At 71.0% G+C, this 16010-nt stretch carries 13 protein-coding genes and 1 pseudogene; 9 read left to right on the forward strand and 5 right to left on the reverse strand.

Annotated features, from left to right (window positions below; genetic code table 11):
- Positions 1–39: 39 nt before the first annotated feature.
- A complete protein-coding gene (gene endA / locus C461_RS08400) occupies positions 40–1227 on the forward strand; it encodes a tRNA-intron lyase (protein ID WP_008000325.1) in 1188 nt (395 codons plus the stop codon).
- An 80-nt stretch (positions 1228–1307) separates the two neighbouring features.
- Positions 1308–1911, forward strand: a pseudogene (locus C461_RS08405) (LURP-one-related/scramblase family protein).
- 13 nt (positions 1912–1924) lie between these two features.
- On the opposite strand, the gene serS reads toward C461_RS08405, so the two are convergent.
- Together serS and C461_RS08415 are read right to left on the reverse strand one after the other, a co-directional pair.
- Complete coding sequence (serS, locus tag C461_RS08410) at positions 1925–3295, reverse strand: serine--tRNA ligase (protein WP_008000331.1); 1371 nt, start codon at positions 3293–3295, stop codon at positions 1925–1927.
- Positions 3296–3869: 574 nt separating this feature from the next.
- A complete protein-coding gene (locus C461_RS08415; protein WP_008000332.1) occupies positions 3870–4415 on the reverse strand; it encodes a hypothetical protein in 546 nt (181 codons plus the stop codon).
- A gap of 100 nt (positions 4416–4515) precedes the next feature.
- Between C461_RS08415 and C461_RS08420 the strand changes: the two genes are divergently transcribed.
- The 5 genes from C461_RS08420 to yciH all read left to right on the forward strand — a co-directional run bounded on the left by C461_RS08420 (position 4516) and on the right by yciH (position 11249).
- The gene (locus C461_RS08420; RefSeq protein ID WP_008000333.1) at positions 4516–5829 is read left to right on the forward strand and encodes a dihydroorotase; all 1314 of its coding nucleotides are present in this window, start codon (positions 4516–4518) and stop codon (positions 5827–5829) included.
- Positions 5830–6191: 362 nt separating this feature from the next.
- Complete coding sequence (locus C461_RS08425; protein WP_008000334.1) at positions 6192–7244, forward strand: AAA family ATPase; 1053 nt, start codon at positions 6192–6194, stop codon at positions 7242–7244.
- A 6-nt stretch (positions 7245–7250) separates the two neighbouring features.
- A complete protein-coding gene (locus C461_RS08430; RefSeq protein WP_008000335.1) occupies positions 7251–8417 on the forward strand; it encodes a DUF58 domain-containing protein in 1167 nt (388 codons plus the stop codon).
- The gene (locus tag C461_RS08435; RefSeq protein ID WP_008000336.1) at positions 8414–10798 is read left to right on the forward strand and encodes a transglutaminase TgpA family protein; all 2385 of its coding nucleotides are present in this window, start codon (positions 8414–8416) and stop codon (positions 10796–10798) included. The genes C461_RS08430 and C461_RS08435 overlap by 4 nt, the downstream gene beginning before the upstream one ends.
- 157 nt (positions 10799–10955) lie before the next feature.
- Entirely contained in the window at positions 10956–11249 is a 294-nt protein-coding gene (gene yciH, locus C461_RS08440) for a stress response translation initiation inhibitor YciH (protein WP_004596695.1), read from the forward strand.
- Positions 11250–11375: 126 nt separating this feature from the next.
- Here the strand turns inward: yciH and C461_RS08445 are convergent, their stop codons facing one another.
- Positions 11376–12209 carry a geranylgeranylglycerol-phosphate geranylgeranyltransferase gene (locus tag C461_RS08445; RefSeq protein WP_049906473.1) on the reverse strand — a complete coding sequence of 278 codons (834 nt, stop codon included), beginning with the start codon at positions 12207–12209 and terminating at the stop codon, positions 11376–11378.
- A gap of 172 nt (positions 12210–12381) precedes the next feature.
- On the opposite strand from C461_RS08445, the gene C461_RS08450 reads away from it, so the two are divergent.
- Both C461_RS08450 and C461_RS08455 read left to right on the forward strand, forming a co-directional pair.
- Complete coding sequence (locus tag C461_RS08450; protein WP_008000339.1) at positions 12382–13431, forward strand: hypothetical protein; 1050 nt, start codon at positions 12382–12384, stop codon at positions 13429–13431.
- 119 nt (positions 13432–13550) lie between these two features.
- Positions 13551–14156, forward strand: a complete 606-nt coding sequence (locus C461_RS08455; protein ID WP_008000341.1) for a helix-turn-helix domain-containing protein — start codon at positions 13551–13553, stop codon at positions 14154–14156.
- Positions 14157–14166: 10 nt separating this feature from the next.
- Here C461_RS08455 and C461_RS08460 read toward each other — a convergent pair whose 3' ends face one another.
- Together C461_RS08460 and C461_RS08465 are read right to left on the reverse strand one after the other, a co-directional pair.
- Positions 14167–15408: a TIGR04347 family pseudo-SAM/SPASM protein gene (locus tag C461_RS08460; RefSeq protein WP_008000343.1), complete on the reverse strand. Its 1242-nt coding sequence runs from the start codon at positions 15406–15408 to the stop codon at positions 14167–14169.
- Complete coding sequence (locus tag C461_RS08465; protein WP_008000346.1) at positions 15405–15863, reverse strand: Htur_1727 family rSAM-partnered candidate RiPP; 459 nt, start codon at positions 15861–15863, stop codon at positions 15405–15407. The genes C461_RS08460 and C461_RS08465 overlap by 4 nt, the downstream gene beginning before the upstream one ends.
- Between the last annotated feature and the right edge of the window lie 147 nt (positions 15864–16010).

Raw genomic sequence — 16010 nt, forward strand, 5'->3', positions numbered from 1 at the left:
ACCGCAACCCCCTTCCCTCCCGCGAGCGGGCGGCTAGGTATGCAACCGACAGGGCACCTGCGCGACGGCGCGGTCCGCGTCGCCGGCGACGCCCGCCAGCGATTCTACGACTCCCGCGGCTACGGGCGCCCGCTCGACGGCAACGAGATCGAGCTCTCGCGCGTCGAGGCCGCCCACCTGCTGTTCCGCGGGGACCTGGCCGGCGTCACTCTCGATTCCGACGGCGGACGCGGCACCGACAGCGACACCGACGGCGACGCCGCCGGGTTCGAGCGCTTCTTCGTCGAGAGCGCGGCCGCCGCCGACCGCTTCGCGGTGCGCTACCTCGTGTACGCCGACCTCCGCGACCGCGGCTTCTACCTCTCGCCGGCCCGCGACCCCTGGCCCGGCGGAGACGCCCCCGTCGCCGACGCGGTCGACTTCGTCGCTTACGAACGCGGGTCGACGCCCGACACGGGGAACGTGAAGTACCCGGTGCAGGTCGTCGGCGAGCGCGAGTCGCTTCCCGCGGCCGGGCTCGCCGGCCGCACCCTCGCCGTCGTCGACGAGGAGTCCGACATCACGTACTTCGCGGCTGACCGCGCGGACCTCTCGGGGACGACCGAGTACGAGCCCGCGGAGCGCGTGACGGGCGTCCTGCTCTCGGATCGGGTCGTCGTCTGGGACGCCCCGGACCCCCTCTACGAGCGGGGCTTCTACGGCCAGCCGCTCACCGGCCGCGCCGCGGCCGTCGAAGGGGCGATCCAGCTCTCGCTGGTCGAGGCGGCGTCGCTGGCGGCCGACGGGGCGCTGTCGCTGTCGGCGTCGGTGGACGCGGCGGGCGAATCGCTCAGCGAGGGCGCCACAGAGACAGACGGCCCCGCCGCCGCCATCGTCGCCCGCGGCCGCGCGGTCGAGGGCGAGCGCTTCGACCGTCGCCTCGCCGTATATCGACGGCTTCGCGAGGCCGACACCGTCCCGAAGACCGGCTTCAAATTCGGCGCCGACTTCCGGACGTACCTCGACGTGGAGACGGTCGACGACCTCCCGCACTCCGAGCACCTCGTGCGCGTCGTCGCCCCCGACCACCGATTCTCGCCGCGCGAACTGTCGCTCGACGTGCGACTCGCGGGCGGCGTCCGCAAGGAGATGGTGTTCGCGCTGGCCAGGGTGGGGGAGGACGGTGGTGAGAATGCGCCCCTCGACGCCGACGTGGAGTGGCTCTCTATCGGGCGGCTGACCCCGTAGCGATCGCCGATGTGAGCGGACGGGGACCGCCTCCGGGACGAACGGAAGGATTTTTTCCGAACGTGGACCTCTCGGGACTTATGAACGAGCCCTCCGCGTTCGGATCGACGTCGACCGCGTACGACATCTCCACGGTCGATCTCGACGACGACCGGTACGAGGTCAAGCAGTCGGCGATCCGGAACAAGTACGCCGTTCGCGACAGCAACGGCACCGTCGTCTTGCGCGGGAAACAGAAGATGTTCAAGCTGAAAGAGGAGTTCCCGTTCGTCACCGGCGACGGCGACGACGCGTTCACCGTGAAGGCGGGGGGGGATCATGGACGTCGCCGGCAACTACGCCATCGTCGATTCGGGCACCGGCGAGGAGGTCGTCGTCCTCGACGAGGACTTCTCGCTGTTCGTCGAGAACTGGACGATCCGCGACCCCGACACGGGGGCGGCGCTGGCGACGATCCGGTCGAAGAGCAAGGCGATGTCCGCGCTCCGGCACCTGATCTCCGTCGCGAACCTCGTCCCGAACAAGTACGAGATCTTCGACGCCGACGGCGGTCACGTCGGCGACATCGAGGGGAAGTTCTCGCTGCGCGACGCCTACACGGTCACCATCGACGACGCGAGCGACGTGCCGAAAGAGGCGGTGATCGCCGCCGCGTGCGTCCTCGACGCCCTCGAAAACCAGTAGCGACGCGCGCCGCCTACTCGCCGCCCAGTTTCGTCTCGCCGACGGCGTCGTGCCCCTCGATGGTCTCGGTCCCGCCCATGTACGGGCGCAGCGCCTCGGGGACGGTGACGGTGCCGTCGTCGTTCTGGTAGTACTCCAAGATGGCGACGACGATCCGCGGGACCGCGAGCCCGGAGCCGTTCAGGGTGTGGAGGTACTCGGCCGACTCGTGGTGCTCCTCGCGGAACCGGATCCCGGCGCGGCGCGCCTGGAAGTCCTCGAAGTTCGAGACCGAGGAGACCTCGAGCCAGCGGCCGCCCTCCTCGGGGCCCTCGTCCATGTCATCGCCGGGCGCCCACACCTCTAGGTCGTACTTCTTCGCCTGCGTGAACCCGAGGTCGCCGGTGCACATCTCCAGCACGCGGTAGGGGAGTTCGAGGCGGCGGAGCACCTCCTCGGCCTCGTCGACGAGCCCCTCGAAGCGCTCCTCGCTCTCCTCGGGCCGGACGAAGTTCACCATCTCCACCTTGTTGAACTGGTGGACGCGGACGATTCCGCGCGTCTCGGTGCCGTGCTCGCCCGCCTCCTGCCGGAAGTTCGGCGTGTACGCCTGGTACTTGAGGGGGAGGTCCTCGCCGAGCAGGATCTCGTCGCGGTGGAGGTTCGTGACGGGCACCTCCGCGGTCGGGAGCAGCCAGAGGTCGTCGTCCTCGTACGGCTCCTCGTTCGTCCCCTCGATCCGGTAGGCGTCCTCGGTGAACTTCGGGAGCTGGCCGGTGCCCCGCATCGAGTCGGAGTTGACCGGGATCGGCGGGAACACGTCGTGGTAGTCCTGCTCGCGGTGGACGTCCAGCATGAACTGGATCAGCGCGTGTTCGAGTCGGGCGCCGTCGCCCTTCGCGACGTAGAAGCCGCCGCCGGCGACCTTCGCGCCGCGCTCGAAGTCAAGGATCTCCAGCTCCTCGCCGAGGTCGTAGTGCGGAATCACGTCGTCGGGAAGCTCCCGGCGGTCGTCGAACCCCTCGCGGCGCCGCTCGACGTTCTCCGACTCGTCGGCGCCGACGGGCACCGATTCGTGGGGAATCTGCGGAAGTTCGAGCAGGGACTGCTCCAGTTCGGCCTCCAGTTCGTCGGCGCGGTCCTCGATATCCTGGAGTTCGGCCTTGAGTTCCTGCGAGCGCTCGATCGCTTCTTGCGCCTCCGCCTCCTCGCCGGCGGCTTTCAGCTCGCCGATTTTCGAGGAGACCTCGTTGCGCTCGTGGCGCAGGTCGTCGCCGCGCTGTTTCAGCTCTCGCCACTCCTCGTCGACGTCGAGTATCCGGTCGAGGTCCACGTCGACGCCCTTGTTGGCGAGCGCCTCGCGGACGACCTCGGGGTTCTGCCGGACGAACTGTCGAGACAGCATTTGTCGGTGGTTCCGCCGGACGGCCCAAAACCGTATCGGAGCGTCGGTACCGTCTCGTCGGACCGATAGCTCGGTGAGTGCGGTGCACGGCCACGCGGCCCGCGGTGGCCACTTATAAATAATCGCCAGCGGCGGCTCGGTGAACGCTACCGTGCTCCGGTCGATCGCTTACAAATCGTCGGTGGAGTAGTGGCCCTGTCCAACGCCTGCGACACCCAACTGCTCCGCAACCGCTCCGCAACCGCTCCGCAACCGCACCGCTCCGCAACCGCACCGGTCCGCAACCGCACCGCTCCGCACCTCACGCCTCCCCAGCCTCGCCGCTGGCGCCGACGGCGCCAGCGACTCCCTCTCGCTCGGTTCGCGCCTTTATAAGGCGCTCACCGGAGCGCGCCACCGCGTTCGGTCATNCGCTGGCGCCGACGGCGCCAGCGACTCCCTCTCGCTCGGTTCGCGCCTTTATAAGGCGCTCACCGGAGCGCGCCACCGCGTTCGGTCATTTATATACTACGTCGTCGTCACCCCCGTCATCATCGCCGCCACCGTCGATCGACGGACGCGCCGAGATTCTCGATCAGTATCCGCCGGGGAGCGCGAAGACGACCGCGAGCGCGAACAGCGGCGCCGCGGCGACCGCCGCGTACCACAGCCCGGCAGCGACGAGCAGCGCCCACGTGCCGGGGCCGTAGCCGGTCGGGTCCCAGTCGACGCCGAGCCGCGGGAGCCCGAGCACGGCGGCCGTCGGGGCGACGAGCGCGACGAGGACGCCGCCCGCCAGCGCGGTCTCGACGAGACCGCTGCTCCAGCCGGGGCCCGCCGGGTCGACGAGCCCGACCGTGAGCAGAATGCCGGCGACGTAGGGGACCGAGAGCCCGAGTGCGACGCCGACGTACGACGGAACGAGCCGCCCGGCGGGCGGGAGCGCGACGAACAGCGCGCGGAACCGCGCCGCGAGCAGGAACGGCGACCACAGCACCGCGGCGGCGATCCCGGGGAGCGCGAGCAGCGCGAGCGTCAAGACCCACCCGACCGCCGTGTCGACGACGGCGAGAGCGGGAGAAGTGCCGGGAAGCAGGGCGAGAGCGAGAGGGAAGACCGGAGCGACGGAGGGAACGGCCATGCTCGAAGGGCCGCCGCGCGCGACAAATCGTTTTGGGTCGATCGCGGTCGGCGCCGCTCGGATCACCACGATTTAACCCGCCCGACGCGAGCGCGTATCCATGCTCATCACGGGCGCAGAACTGGCCGACGGACGGGTCCGCGACGTCCGGATCCGGGAGGGAGCGATCGAGGCGGTCGGGGAGGGACTCGACGCCGACGCCGGCGAGCGCGTCGTCGACGCGCGCGGCAGACACCTGTTGCCGGGCGCCATCGACGTCCACGTCCACTTCCGCGAGCCCGGCGGGAGCCACAAGGAGACGTGGGCCTCGGGCTCACGGAGCGCGGCCGCCGGAGGGGTCACGACGGTCGTCGACCAGCCGAACACCTCGCCGCCGACCGTCGACGGCGACGCCTTCGACGAGAAGGCCGCCCTCGCGGCCGCCTCCCACGTCGACTACGGGATCAACGGCGGCGTCACCGCCGACTGGGACCCCGAGAGCCTCTTCGAGCGCCCCCTGTTCGCGCTCGGCGAGGTGTTCCTCGCCGACTCGACCGGCGACATGGGGATCGCGCTCGACCTGTTCGAGGAGGCGCTCGCCGAGGCCGCCGCCCGGGACGTGCCCGTCACGGTCCACGCCGAAGACGAGACGCTGTTCGACGAGTCGGCGCTCGGCGGCGACCTCGGCGGCGTCGGGACCGCCGCGGCCGCCGACGCGTGGTCCGCCTACCGGACGGCCGAGGCCGAAGCCGCGGCCGTCGAACGCGCGCTGGACGCCGCCGACGCGAGCGACGCGCAGGTGCACATCGCGCACACGTCGACGCCGGAGGGGATCGACGCCGTCGCAGACACCGACGCGACCTGCGAGGTCACGCCCCACCACCTCTTTCTGTCGCGAGAGAACGCCGGACGGCTCGGCACGTTCGGTCGGATGAACCCGCCGCTCCGGTCCGAGGAGCGCCGGGCGGCCGTCTTCGAGCGGCTCCGCGACGGCGACGTCGACGTGGTCGCCACCGACCACGCGCCGCACACGGTCGCCGAGAAGCGGCAGGGGCTCCGCGAGGCGCCGAGCGGCGTCCCCGGTGTGGAGACGCTGTACCCGCTGCTTCTCGAATCGGTTCGGACCGGCGAACTCCCGATCGAGCGCGTCCGCGACGTCGTCGCCACCAACCCGGCGTCGATCTTCGGCATCGAGGGGAAAGGCCGGATCGAGGCGGGGGCCGACGCCGACCTGATCCTCGTCGACCTGACGAACCCGCGCGAGATCGAGGCCGGCGCGCTCCACAGCGCGTGCGGGTGGACGCCCTTCGAGGGGGTACAGGGCGTGTTCCCGGAGCTAACGCTCGTCAGGGGCGAGGTCGTCTACGAGCGAGACCCCGTCACCGGCGCCGAGTCGTTCGGCGAGCCCGTCGGACGGAACGTCCGCGACCGTTGACATCCTCCCCGCCCTGAAGGGCGGGTTTTTAGCCTGGCAATTTCCATAACCGATTCGACGCGCCGACGCTCCGACGGGGTCGACCTGACGAGGTCAACCCGACGAGGTCAACCCGACGAGGTCAACCCGACGAGACCGCCGCGGCGAGACCGACTCGATCACCGTACACCGACGAGACCGGCCCGAGAGCCGGTGGGGACGGCGGAGCCGGCGGAACGCATATGCCGCTGCTTCCCGTAGTCGAGTCATATTAATGACCATGGGTAGCGTTCGCACGATTTTCGCCGAGGCGGTCTCCGTAGACGCCCGGTCAACCGTCTCGCCCGGCGGCCGGTGGCCGTTGGTCTCCGACGATCGGTCACATGACTGACCCGACCGAGACGGGGTCCGTCGGCGCCGCGACCGACGCGTCCGATTCCACCTCACCAGACGCCGATGCGGCTGATACCGGCTCGTCTGACACCGATACCGCGGACACCGGTGCGTCGACGGAGATGTCCGTCGCCGACGTCGCCGCCCTCGTCGATCGCGTGACGGCCAACGTCGAGGAGGTGATCGTCGGGAAGCGAGAGTCAGTCGAACACGTGCTCGTCACCCTGCTCGCCCGCGGTCACCTCCTCATCGAGGACGTTCCCGGCGTCGGGAAGACGACCCTCGCGAAGGCGGTCGCGCGCTCGATCGACGGCTCGTTCACGCGCGTCCAGTTCACCCCCGATCTCCTCCCCTCCGACGTGACCGGGGTCAACGTGTTCAACCGGCGCACCGACGCCTTCGAGTTCCAGCCGGGGCCGGTGTTCGGCAACGTCGTGCTCGGCGACGAGATCAATCGGGCGCCGCCGAAGACCCAGTCGGCGCTGCTCGAAGCGATGGAGGAACGGCAGGTGACGACGGACGGCGTGACCCGCGAGCTGCCGGACCCCTTCTGCGTGATCGCGACCCAGAACGACGTGGAGCCCGGGCAGACGTACGAGCTTCCGGTGGCCGAGGTGGACCGCTTCACCAAGAAGATCCGCCTCGGCTACCCCGACACCGACGAGGAGGCGGAGATCATCGGCCGGATGGTCGCGGACCACCCGGTCGACGCGATCGAACCGGTGGCGACCGTCGCGGACGTGCGATCCGCCCGCGCCGCCGTCGGCGCGATCGAGACCGCGGAGACGGTCCGCCGATACGTCGCTCGACTGGCCGTCGACACCCGACAGAACGCCAGCCTCGGCGTCAGCCCGCGCGGGAGCCTCGCGCTGCTCCGGTGTGCGCAGGCGCGGGCCGCGCTCGACGGGCGCGGGTACGTGATCCCCGACGACGTCCAGCGGGAAGCGCAGACGGTGTTCGCCCACCGGATCAGGACGGGCGCGAGCGGAACCGACGGCGCCGACGTCGTCGCCGACGCGCTCGAACGCGTCCCCGTGGAGTGAGCGGCCGTGGCGACGATCACCCTCACGCGCCGGGGGCGGATCGCGGGCGGCGTCTGTGCCGTCGCGATCGTCATGGCGCTGGCGGTCGGCACGCGCTCGCTCAACGCGGTCGTGCTCCCCGGTGTCGTCGCGCTCGCCGCGGGGTACTACCAGGTCGCCAGACTCTCCGACCCGAGCGTCCGTCGGACCGGGCCGGCGGACGGCGCCGTCGGCGAGACGCGCGAGGTCGGCCTCCGGCTGTACGGCGACACCCTCGGTGAGCCGGTGTCACCGGCGTTTCCGGCGCTCGTCTCCGACCGGCTCGACGACGGGTTCGCGGGAGCGACGGGAACGACGGGGACGACCGGGGAGACGGAGCCGATCGCGACCACCGCGGGCGCGTCGGGAGGCGTCTCGTACGCCGTTCGGTACCGGCGGCGCGGCGAGCGCCGGCTCGGTCCCGTCACGGTGACGGCGACCGACGTGTTCGGGCTCTTCGAGCGGCGGGCCGTGATCGACGAGGTCGACACCGCGCTCGCGTACCCCGCCTGTCGTCCGATCCCGGCCGAGTTCCGTCGACGGCTGTCCGCCCCCGACGCGCTCGGTGTCGGCCGGCAGCGGGAGGAGTTCGACCGGCTGCGCGAGTACGCTCGCGGCGACGCGCTCCGCGACGTTCACTGGCCGTCGACCGCGAAGCGCGACGAGATCGTCGTCAAGGAGTTCGCCGCGGAGACCGACCGCGGCCGAGTGTCGATCGCGGGCGAGACCGTCGGCGACCGCGCGGGCGACGACGGGTTCGCGGGCGACGACCGACTCGCGACCGCGACCGCCAGCCTCGCGGTCGCGCTCTTGGACGACGGCGTGCCCGTCGACGTGGCGCTTCCGGCGGGGACCGTCGCCGCCGACCCGGGCCAGCGGGGGCGGCGGACCGTGCTCGAACTCGCCGCGCGGACCGGACCGGGACGGGTCGCGGTCGAGGACGCCGACGTGCGCGTGGTCGCGGACGCCGACGGCGCGCGGTACGAACTCGGGGATCGGACGGTCGACTTCGAGGCGCTCACCGGGACACCGGCGCACGGCCCGGCGGAGCGGGGCGAACGGGCGGCCCGGAACGCGGGCGGTGCTCCGGGCGCCCGAAGCGTCCCCGGCGCTCCCAGCGCGGATCGGCGAGCCACGGAGGCGTCGGGACGATGAGCGACCGGAGCCTTCTCGACCGAATGCGATCGGACCGGGAACGGGCGGCTCGTGAGCGCTCGGCGGTCGACCGGTCGGCTCCCCACCGCTCGACGGGCGATCGGTCGGCACCCGGCGGCGTCGGACCGCTGGGCGTCCTCCCGCCCGGAATCGCCGATCCCGCGGTCGCCGGTGTCGCGCTCGTCACGGGAGCGTACCTCGCCGTGTTCCTCGGTGCGACGGACGTGGTCGGCGGGACGATTCGGACGGCCGTCGCGGTCGCCACGGCTGGCGTCGCCGGCGCGGCTCTCGCCCGCGTCGTCCGCGAGCGCACCGCGGTTCGGCTGACTGCGGCGCTGTTCGCCGCGACGCTGGCGGGCTACTACTTCGCGATCCCCGCGAGCCAACGGGCGGTCTTCTCGGTCGAGAGCGTCGCGTACGACGTCGTCTCGCTTTTGACCGGGCTCTCGGTGCTCCGACTCGCGCTCGCGGACGTGTGGATACTCGCGGTCGCACCCGTGCCGACGTTCCTCGTCGGCTACCTCGCCGGCCGCGGACGCCACGTGCCCGCCGCGACGGTCGCCGGCGGAACCCTGTCGTTCCTCGTGCTCACCGGCGACGCGGGCGGGACCGCGACGCTCGCCGGCGTCGTCGGGATCGCGCTCACCGCCGGGCTCGACACCCTCTCCGCGCCCGGGCGGCTCCGGTCGCACGGCGGCACGCTCGCCGCGGTGCTGGCCGCGATGATCCTCGTGAGCGCGACCGTCACCGTGCTGCCGGCGGGCGCGGCACAGCCCTGGGCGCTGGACCGCGGGAACCCGACGCTGGAGTCGACGCTGGGGGCCGACGACCGGGTCGAGATCGTCGGTCCGACGCGGCTCTCGCCCGAGGTCAGGTACACGATCGAGAGCCCGATCGCGTCGAACTGGCACGCCAACGCCTACGACCGGTACACCGGCGACGGGTGGGTGCGCTCGGGCGAGCAGTCCGCGCTCGACGGCCCGCTCGACGGCCCGCCGGGCGAGACGACGACGGCGAACGTCACGATCGAGCCGGCGTCGGAGACCCGACTGCTTCCGGCCCCGTGGCAGGCGGTCGACGCGCGCGGTGCGGGGAGCTCAACCGCACGGGTCGACGAGCGGGAGACGATCCGGCTCGGCGCTCCGTTGGTACCCGGCGACGTCGCGACTGTCGAGAGCCGGGTCCTCGACGCGGAGCCGGCCGAGCTACGCAACGCGAGCACGGAGTACGACCCCGCTATCGAGGCGCGGTACACCCAACTCCCGGAGAGCACGCCGGACCGGGTCGGCGATCGGACCGATGCGATCGTCTCCGAGGCGGGCGCCGAGAACCCGTACGATCAGGCCGTCGCGATCGAGCGGTACCTGATCGAGGAGTACGACTACTCGCTGACCGTCGAGAAGCCGGACGGCGACGTCGCGGACGCGTTCCTCTTCGAGATGGACGCCGGGTACTGCACCTACTTCGCGACCACGATGGTCGCGATGTTGCGCTCGCAGGGGGTCCCGGCGCAGTTCGTGACGGGGTACACGACGGGCGAGGCGGTCGGCGACGACCGGTACGTCGTCCGCGGGCAGAACGCCCACGCGTGGGTGAAGGTGTACTTCCCGGAGCACGGCTGGGTCGAGTTCGACCCGACGCCGGCCGCCGACCGCGACCGAATCCGGCAGGCGCAGCTCGCCGAGGCGCGCGCGGACGGCGACGAGAACGTCGACACCGCGGAGTCGTCGGTGGACACGTCGCTCGAGTTCGAGGGCTCGTCCGCCGACGTCGACCCGTCAGCGGACGACGGACCGACCGCGGAGACGAACGCGACCGACGACGGGAACGACACCGCCGCGGGCGACGGCGGAAACGATACCGCCGGGGCGGCCGGCGGCGAGGTCCCCCGACGAGAGCTGGTACCCGGGACCGGCGTGGACGGTGGCGGGATCGGTGACGGCGACGACGGGAGCGGCGGCGACGGGTGGCTTCCAGTCCCCTCGGGGACCGCGGCCGCCGTCTGGCTGCTGCTCGCCGCCGCCGTCGCCGCCGGAGCGCGCCGCGTCCGGGCGGTGGCACGCGCGCGAACCGCCGCCCGGCTCTGGCTCCCCTCGCGGGCGGCGCCGTCTGAGGACGCCCGCCGGGCGTTCGCGACGCTCGAACGGCTGCTCGCCGGCCGGTATCGGCCCCGTCGGTCGGGGGAGACGCCCCGCCAGTACCTCGAGGCGGTCCGCGTCCGCGGGGCGGACGAGCGGGTGCAGGCGGTCGGCGAGATCTACGAGCGAGCGACGTACGCCGGGACAGTGACCCGGAGCGAGGCGGCGGAGGCGCGGCGGATCGTCAGACGGCTCACGCTCGAGCGGCTCCCGGGCGTCGGCCGGCTGTTCGGCGGTCGGTGATCATCGGTCGGCAATCGACGACGTGGTCGCGGGTCGCGCGAGCCCGAACGCGTGCGAGTCGGACGCACGAACCCGCGGTTCGCGGTCGCCGTTCGACGTGCATCCGGCTCGCACTCCCGACACTATTTAATACGGGCACCATGTAGATTCGACCGTAATGTCGGAAGTCTGCTCGACGTGCGGACTGCCCCAGGAACTCTGCGTCTGCGAAGACGTCGCGAAAGAGTCCCAGCAGATCAGCATCCGCATCGACGAGCGCAGGTACGGTAAGGAGGTAACGGTCATCGAAGGATTCGACCCGAAGGACGTGGACCTCAGTTCACTCTCCTCGGATCTCAAATCGAAGTTCGCCTGCGGTGGCACCGTCGAGGACGGCGCCATCGAGCTACAGGGGAACCACTCGGGTCGCGTGGAGGACTTCCTCCGCGATAAGGGCTTCAACGTCGCGTGACCGTCACCTAACCGTCCGCCGTCGAGCGATCCTTTTTAAGCGCGAACTGACTCGCGGAGCGGCCGCTCCGTCTCTGGTCGTCTTCGTTGCACCGGTTTGAGCCTCGACACGGTCGTCGTCATCGAGTCACACCAACAGCGCGGCCCGCCCGACCACGAACGCGAGCGCCGCGAGCAGCGTTCCGTATTTAAACCGCTGTTGGGCGGCGGTCGGGTTCGCGAAGCTCTCGTAGCAGGCGAACAGCATCACCGCGTCCGCGACGGCGACGACGAGGAGGTACACGACGCCGAACGTCCCCGTGAGGTACGGAACCGGGCTGGCGACCACCGCGACGACGAGCGCGCCGGTCGCGATCCACAGCGCTCGGTCCTCGCCGACGGCGACGGGCAGCGTCGTGAGCCCCTCCTCGCGGTCGCCGACCACGTCCTCGACGTCTTTGATCACCTCGCGGGCGAACGTCGAGAGCCCGGCGAGCAGCGCGAGCACGACGACCGCTCGGGGCGCCCCGACGGCGGCGCCGCCGAACAGGAACGTCGAGCCGACGAGGTACGAGACGAGCAGGTTGCCGAGCCCCGGCGTCCCTTTAAATATCGTCGTGTAGGTGACGAGCGCGGCGAGGTTGACGGCGGCGATGGCGAGCGCCAGCGGCGGGAGCGCCAGCGCCAGCGCGACCGCGGCGGCGAACCAGCCCGCCGAGACGGCCAGCGCGCCGCGCGCCGAGACGGCGCCGCGCGGGATTGGGCGGTCCGGTTGGTTGATGGCGTCGATGTCGCGGTCGAAGTAGTCGTTGATCGCGTTGCCCGCGGCGACCGCGAACGCCGTCGTGACCGTCGCGATCGCGGCCGCGACCGCGGCGCCCTCCGTCCCGGCGACGAACGCGCCGGTCGCCGTCAACAGCCCCGCCGCAACGCAGTTGCCCGGGCGCGCTAGCTCCACCACCCCGCGTGCTGTGTCGTTCAACTCGTCTCCGACCACCGCGTCGTCGCACATAAGCGGCACGGGATGGCGTCGGCCGATCGGTCCGGGACGGCGATCGATCCGGGGTGGTGTCGGCCGATCGATCCGGGGTGGTGTCGGCCGGACGACGCCACCGCCACGAACGTTTATGATGGGCGGAATGAAACGTCCGCGTATGGCTAAAGGCCTTGACGTCGGGACGATGAACATCCTCTCGGCGCGACAGGAGGGAGCGGAGACGGTGTTCGTACAGCAGCGCAACTCGTTCGTCGAGATCGAGTACAGCGATATGGCCGAACAGATGCTTTCCCGCAGCGAGGTCCTCCACATCCGGAAGGACGACAAGGTGTACGTCGTCGGCGACGACGCCCTCAACTTCGCGAACATCTTCAACAAGGAGACGCGCCGCCCGATGCAACACGGCATCCTCTCCAGCGAGGAGGCCTCCGCGATTCCGATGATCAAGCTCATCACCGAACAGGTCGTCGGCCAGCCCTCGCGGCCGAACGAGCGCCTGTTCTACTCCAGCCCCGCGGACCCGATCGACTCGCCGCTCACGACGCTGTACCACGAGAAGACGCTCGAATCGATGCTCGGCGACATGGGGTACGACCCCGAACCGATCAACGAGGGGATGGCCGTCATCTACTCCGAGCTCGCCGACAACAACTTCACCGGCCTCGGGATCAGCTTCGGAGCGGGGATGACGAACGTCTGTCTCTCCTACTACGCCGTGCCCGTGATGAAGTTCTCCATCGCGCGCGGGGGCGACTGGGTCGACGAGCAGACCGCGCAGGCGACGGGCACCCCCGTCGACAAGGTGACGAGTATCAAGGAGGACGACTTCGAGCTCGACTTCCGCACCGACGTCGGCGGCGTCGAGGGCGCGCTCGCCATCTACTACGAGAACCTGATCGACTACGTCATCGAGAACATCTCCCGCGAGGTCGACGAGGAGGACGTCGAGGAGGGCCTCGATGTGCCCGTCGTCGTCACCGGCGGCACCTCCAGCCCGAACGGGTTCACGGACCTGTTCGCGGATCACCTCGACGACGCCAACATCCCGTTCTCGATCAGCGGCGTGCGCTCGGCCGAAGAACCGATGTACAGCGTCGCCAGCGGCGCCCTCGTGGCCGCCCGCTCCGAGGAGGGCGAGGCGCCCGCCGAGAGCGACGGTGCGAGCGACGAGGGCGACGAGCCGGCGGCGCCCGAGCCCGAAGACTGAGCGCGGTCGCCGTCTTCACGGCCGCACGAGCCGCTTTCGGACCGCCGAGATCCCGAGCGAGATTCTCGCCCGACGACAACGCGCCGAACACCTAAGCGGCCCGATCGCTTTTTATTCGTATGACCGACGCCGCCGGTGACGGCCGCCGCCTCCGCGTCGACCTCGAGGTCACGCCGAGCGACGACTGGGACTGCCCCGTCGTCGAGGCGACGGACGACGCCGCGGCCGCGACGATCAACGCGGTCGGCGACGAGTGCACGGTCGACCTCCGACCGACGGACCGTCCGGGGCTGGTTCGCGGGCGCGGCGAGGTGACCGACGACTGTCTCTGTCGCGTGTTCCAGCAGTTCGGCGCCGTCCCCCACGTGCGGCGAGGCGAGGACGGGCTGTTGCTCGTGACGACCTACGTCGACGACCGGGGGCTCGTCCGCGAGATCGTCGCCGGGCTCCGCGAGATCCTCGACGGCGTCCGGCTCGTCAGGCTCGCGGTCGTCGATGGGCCGGAGGCGACGGAACAGGCGACCGTCGACCTGTCCGCGCTCACCCCGAAACAGCGGGAGGGGATGGAACTCGCCGTCGTCCGCGGCTACTTCGACGCCGACGAGAACGTCGCGCTCGGCGACCTCGCGGCCGAACTCGACATCAGCAAGTCGGCGCTCTCACAGCGGCTCCGCGCCGCGCAGGCCGCGCTCGTCACCGACGCGTTCGACGGCGCCGGCCGCTGACGGAGGCGGGTCAGTCCGCGGACGACTCGCCGGTCCGGTGTTCCGCGCCACCGATCCGACGCATCGCCTCGGCCCCGGCCCGCTCGGCGTCCGTCAGGTAACACTTCGGGTCCGGCGCGAACGGGTCGCCGTGCGCCGACAGCGCCCGGAGCCGCGATCCGCCGCGACAGACGTCTCGGTACGCGCAGTCGGCGCACGCGCCGGTGAGTCGTTCTTCGCGATCGCGGAGCCCCGCGAGCAGAGGGTTCGACTCGTCGGTCCAGATCGCGCCGAACGAGCGGTCCCGAACGTTCCCCGGCGAGTACCCCTGCCAGAACTGCGTGAGGTGGACGTTCCCGACGGGGTCGACGTCGGCGATCCGCTCGCCGGTCGGGTCGCCGCCGTTGCGTTCCAAGTGCCGACGGATCAGCCGAGCGCGGTCCGTCCCCAGCTCTCGGTCGGCGTACTCGACGAGATAGCCGGCGTCGGCGTAGTTGCCGACGAGCAGCGTCTCGATCTCCTCGCCCGCGTCGTGGTACTCGCGCGTGAGGTCACACAGATCGGTGACCGCCTGCCGCGTCGCCTCGGGGGCGAGGTCGACGTCGGCGATGTCGGCGCCGCGCCCGCCGTAATCGAGGTGATAAAAACAGAACCGGTCGACGCCCACGTCGACGAGCAGGTCGACGACGCCCGCCAGATCGTCGACGTTGTGTTCGGTGATCGTGTATCGGAGTCCCGTTTTGAGCCCGACGTCGAGACACGCCTCGATACCGCGGACCGCGGCGTCGAACGCGCCGTCTTCCCCGCGGATCCGGTCGTTGCGCTCGGGGAGCCCGTCGACCGAGACTCCGGCGTACTGCAGACCGGCCTCCTTCAGCGCCCGGGCCCGCTCGCGCGTCAGGAGCGTCCCGTTCGTCGAGAGAACCGGGCGCACCCCGGCGTCGGCGGCGTACGCGACCAGCTCTGTGAGGTCCTCGCGGACGAGGGGTTCGCCGCCCGAAAAGAGAACGACCGGAACCCCGAAGTCGGCGAGGTCGTCGATGAGCGCCGTCCCCTCCGCGGTCGACAGCTCTCCAGGGGCGCCCGTCTGGTCGGCGGCGGCGTAGCAGTGCTCGCAGTAGAGGTTACACCGCTTCGTCGTGTTCCAGACGACGACCGGGCGGCGCTGTCTCTCCTCGGTGATCTGCGGCTCCGTCGAGTCGTCGGCCGCGTCGTACCGGAGCCCGTCGCTCTCGGCGTCGAGCCCGCAGAGGAGTTTGCTGACGGAGATCATCGCGTATCCCCCGAGCCCTCGGTCGGACCGTTGTCGGCGGGGGCGTCGGCAGGGCTGTCGCCGACGGGGGCGTCAGCGGGGTCGTCACCGAGCGGGGCGCCCCCGCAGCGCACGGTGGGCGTACCCTCCGTTTCCTCGTACACGCGCGGTTCTGCCGCGCCCTCACGGTCGGTGTCGTCCGCGGCCGAATCCCGATCGCTCGCGTCGTCGCTGTCGGCCAGCGACTCCGCCGAGTACCGGTGCGTCTCGGCGGCGGGACACACCCACACGTCGCGGGCGTACCACGCGAACAGCTTGCTCGCCTCCTCGTGGGCCGCGTCGGGCGTCGGCGCAGCGACGGTGCCGACGTGGCGAAGTGGGTCCGACTCCGCCTCGCGGACGAACACCTCGAAGCGGCGGCCGTCCGCCGAGCGCGGTCCACTCGATCCCCCGGTTCGGTCCGTCGTTTCGACCATATTCGGAGTACGTAGGCCGTATCCAACCGGGTTTCGTGGGTTTTCATGGGCAGGTAACCCGGCCGAACACGTTCGGACGGCCGGGCTTATAAATGGTATATTGATATAGCAAAACACCGATTACGCCGGCTTCGCACCGATCTCGGG

The sequence above is a fragment of the Halorubrum aidingense JCM 13560 genome (assembly GCF_000336995.1).
Classification (GTDB): Archaea; Halobacteriota; Halobacteria; order Halobacteriales; family Haloferacaceae; genus Halorubrum; species Halorubrum aidingense.

Coding starts and splice junctions, on each gene's coding strand:
- endA (WP_008000325.1), top strand. CDS start 40: ATGCAACCGACAGGGCACCTGCGCGACGGCGCGGTCCGCGTCGCCGGC.
- serS (WP_008000331.1), bottom strand. CDS start 3,295: ATGCTGTCTCGACAGTTCGTCCGGCAGAACCCCGAGGTCGTCCGCGAG.
- C461_RS08415 (WP_008000332.1), bottom strand. CDS start 4,415: ATGGCCGTTCCCTCCGTCGCTCCGGTCTTCCCTCTCGCTCTCGCCCTG.
- C461_RS08420 (WP_008000333.1), top strand. CDS start 4,516: ATGCTCATCACGGGCGCAGAACTGGCCGACGGACGGGTCCGCGACGTC.
- C461_RS08425 (WP_008000334.1), top strand. CDS start 6,192: ATGACTGACCCGACCGAGACGGGGTCCGTCGGCGCCGCGACCGACGCG.
- C461_RS08435 (WP_008000336.1), top strand. CDS start 8,414: ATGAGCGACCGGAGCCTTCTCGACCGAATGCGATCGGACCGGGAACGG.
- yciH (WP_004596695.1), top strand. CDS start 10,956: ATGTCGGAAGTCTGCTCGACGTGCGGACTGCCCCAGGAACTCTGCGTC.
- C461_RS08450 (WP_008000339.1), top strand. CDS start 12,382: ATGGCTAAAGGCCTTGACGTCGGGACGATGAACATCCTCTCGGCGCGA.
- C461_RS08455 (WP_008000341.1), top strand. CDS start 13,551: ATGACCGACGCCGCCGGTGACGGCCGCCGCCTCCGCGTCGACCTCGAG.
- C461_RS08460 (WP_008000343.1), bottom strand. CDS start 15,408: ATGATCTCCGTCAGCAAACTCCTCTGCGGGCTCGACGCCGAGAGCGAC.
- C461_RS08465 (WP_008000346.1), bottom strand. CDS start 15,863: ATGGTCGAAACGACGGACCGAACCGGGGGATCGAGTGGACCGCGCTCG.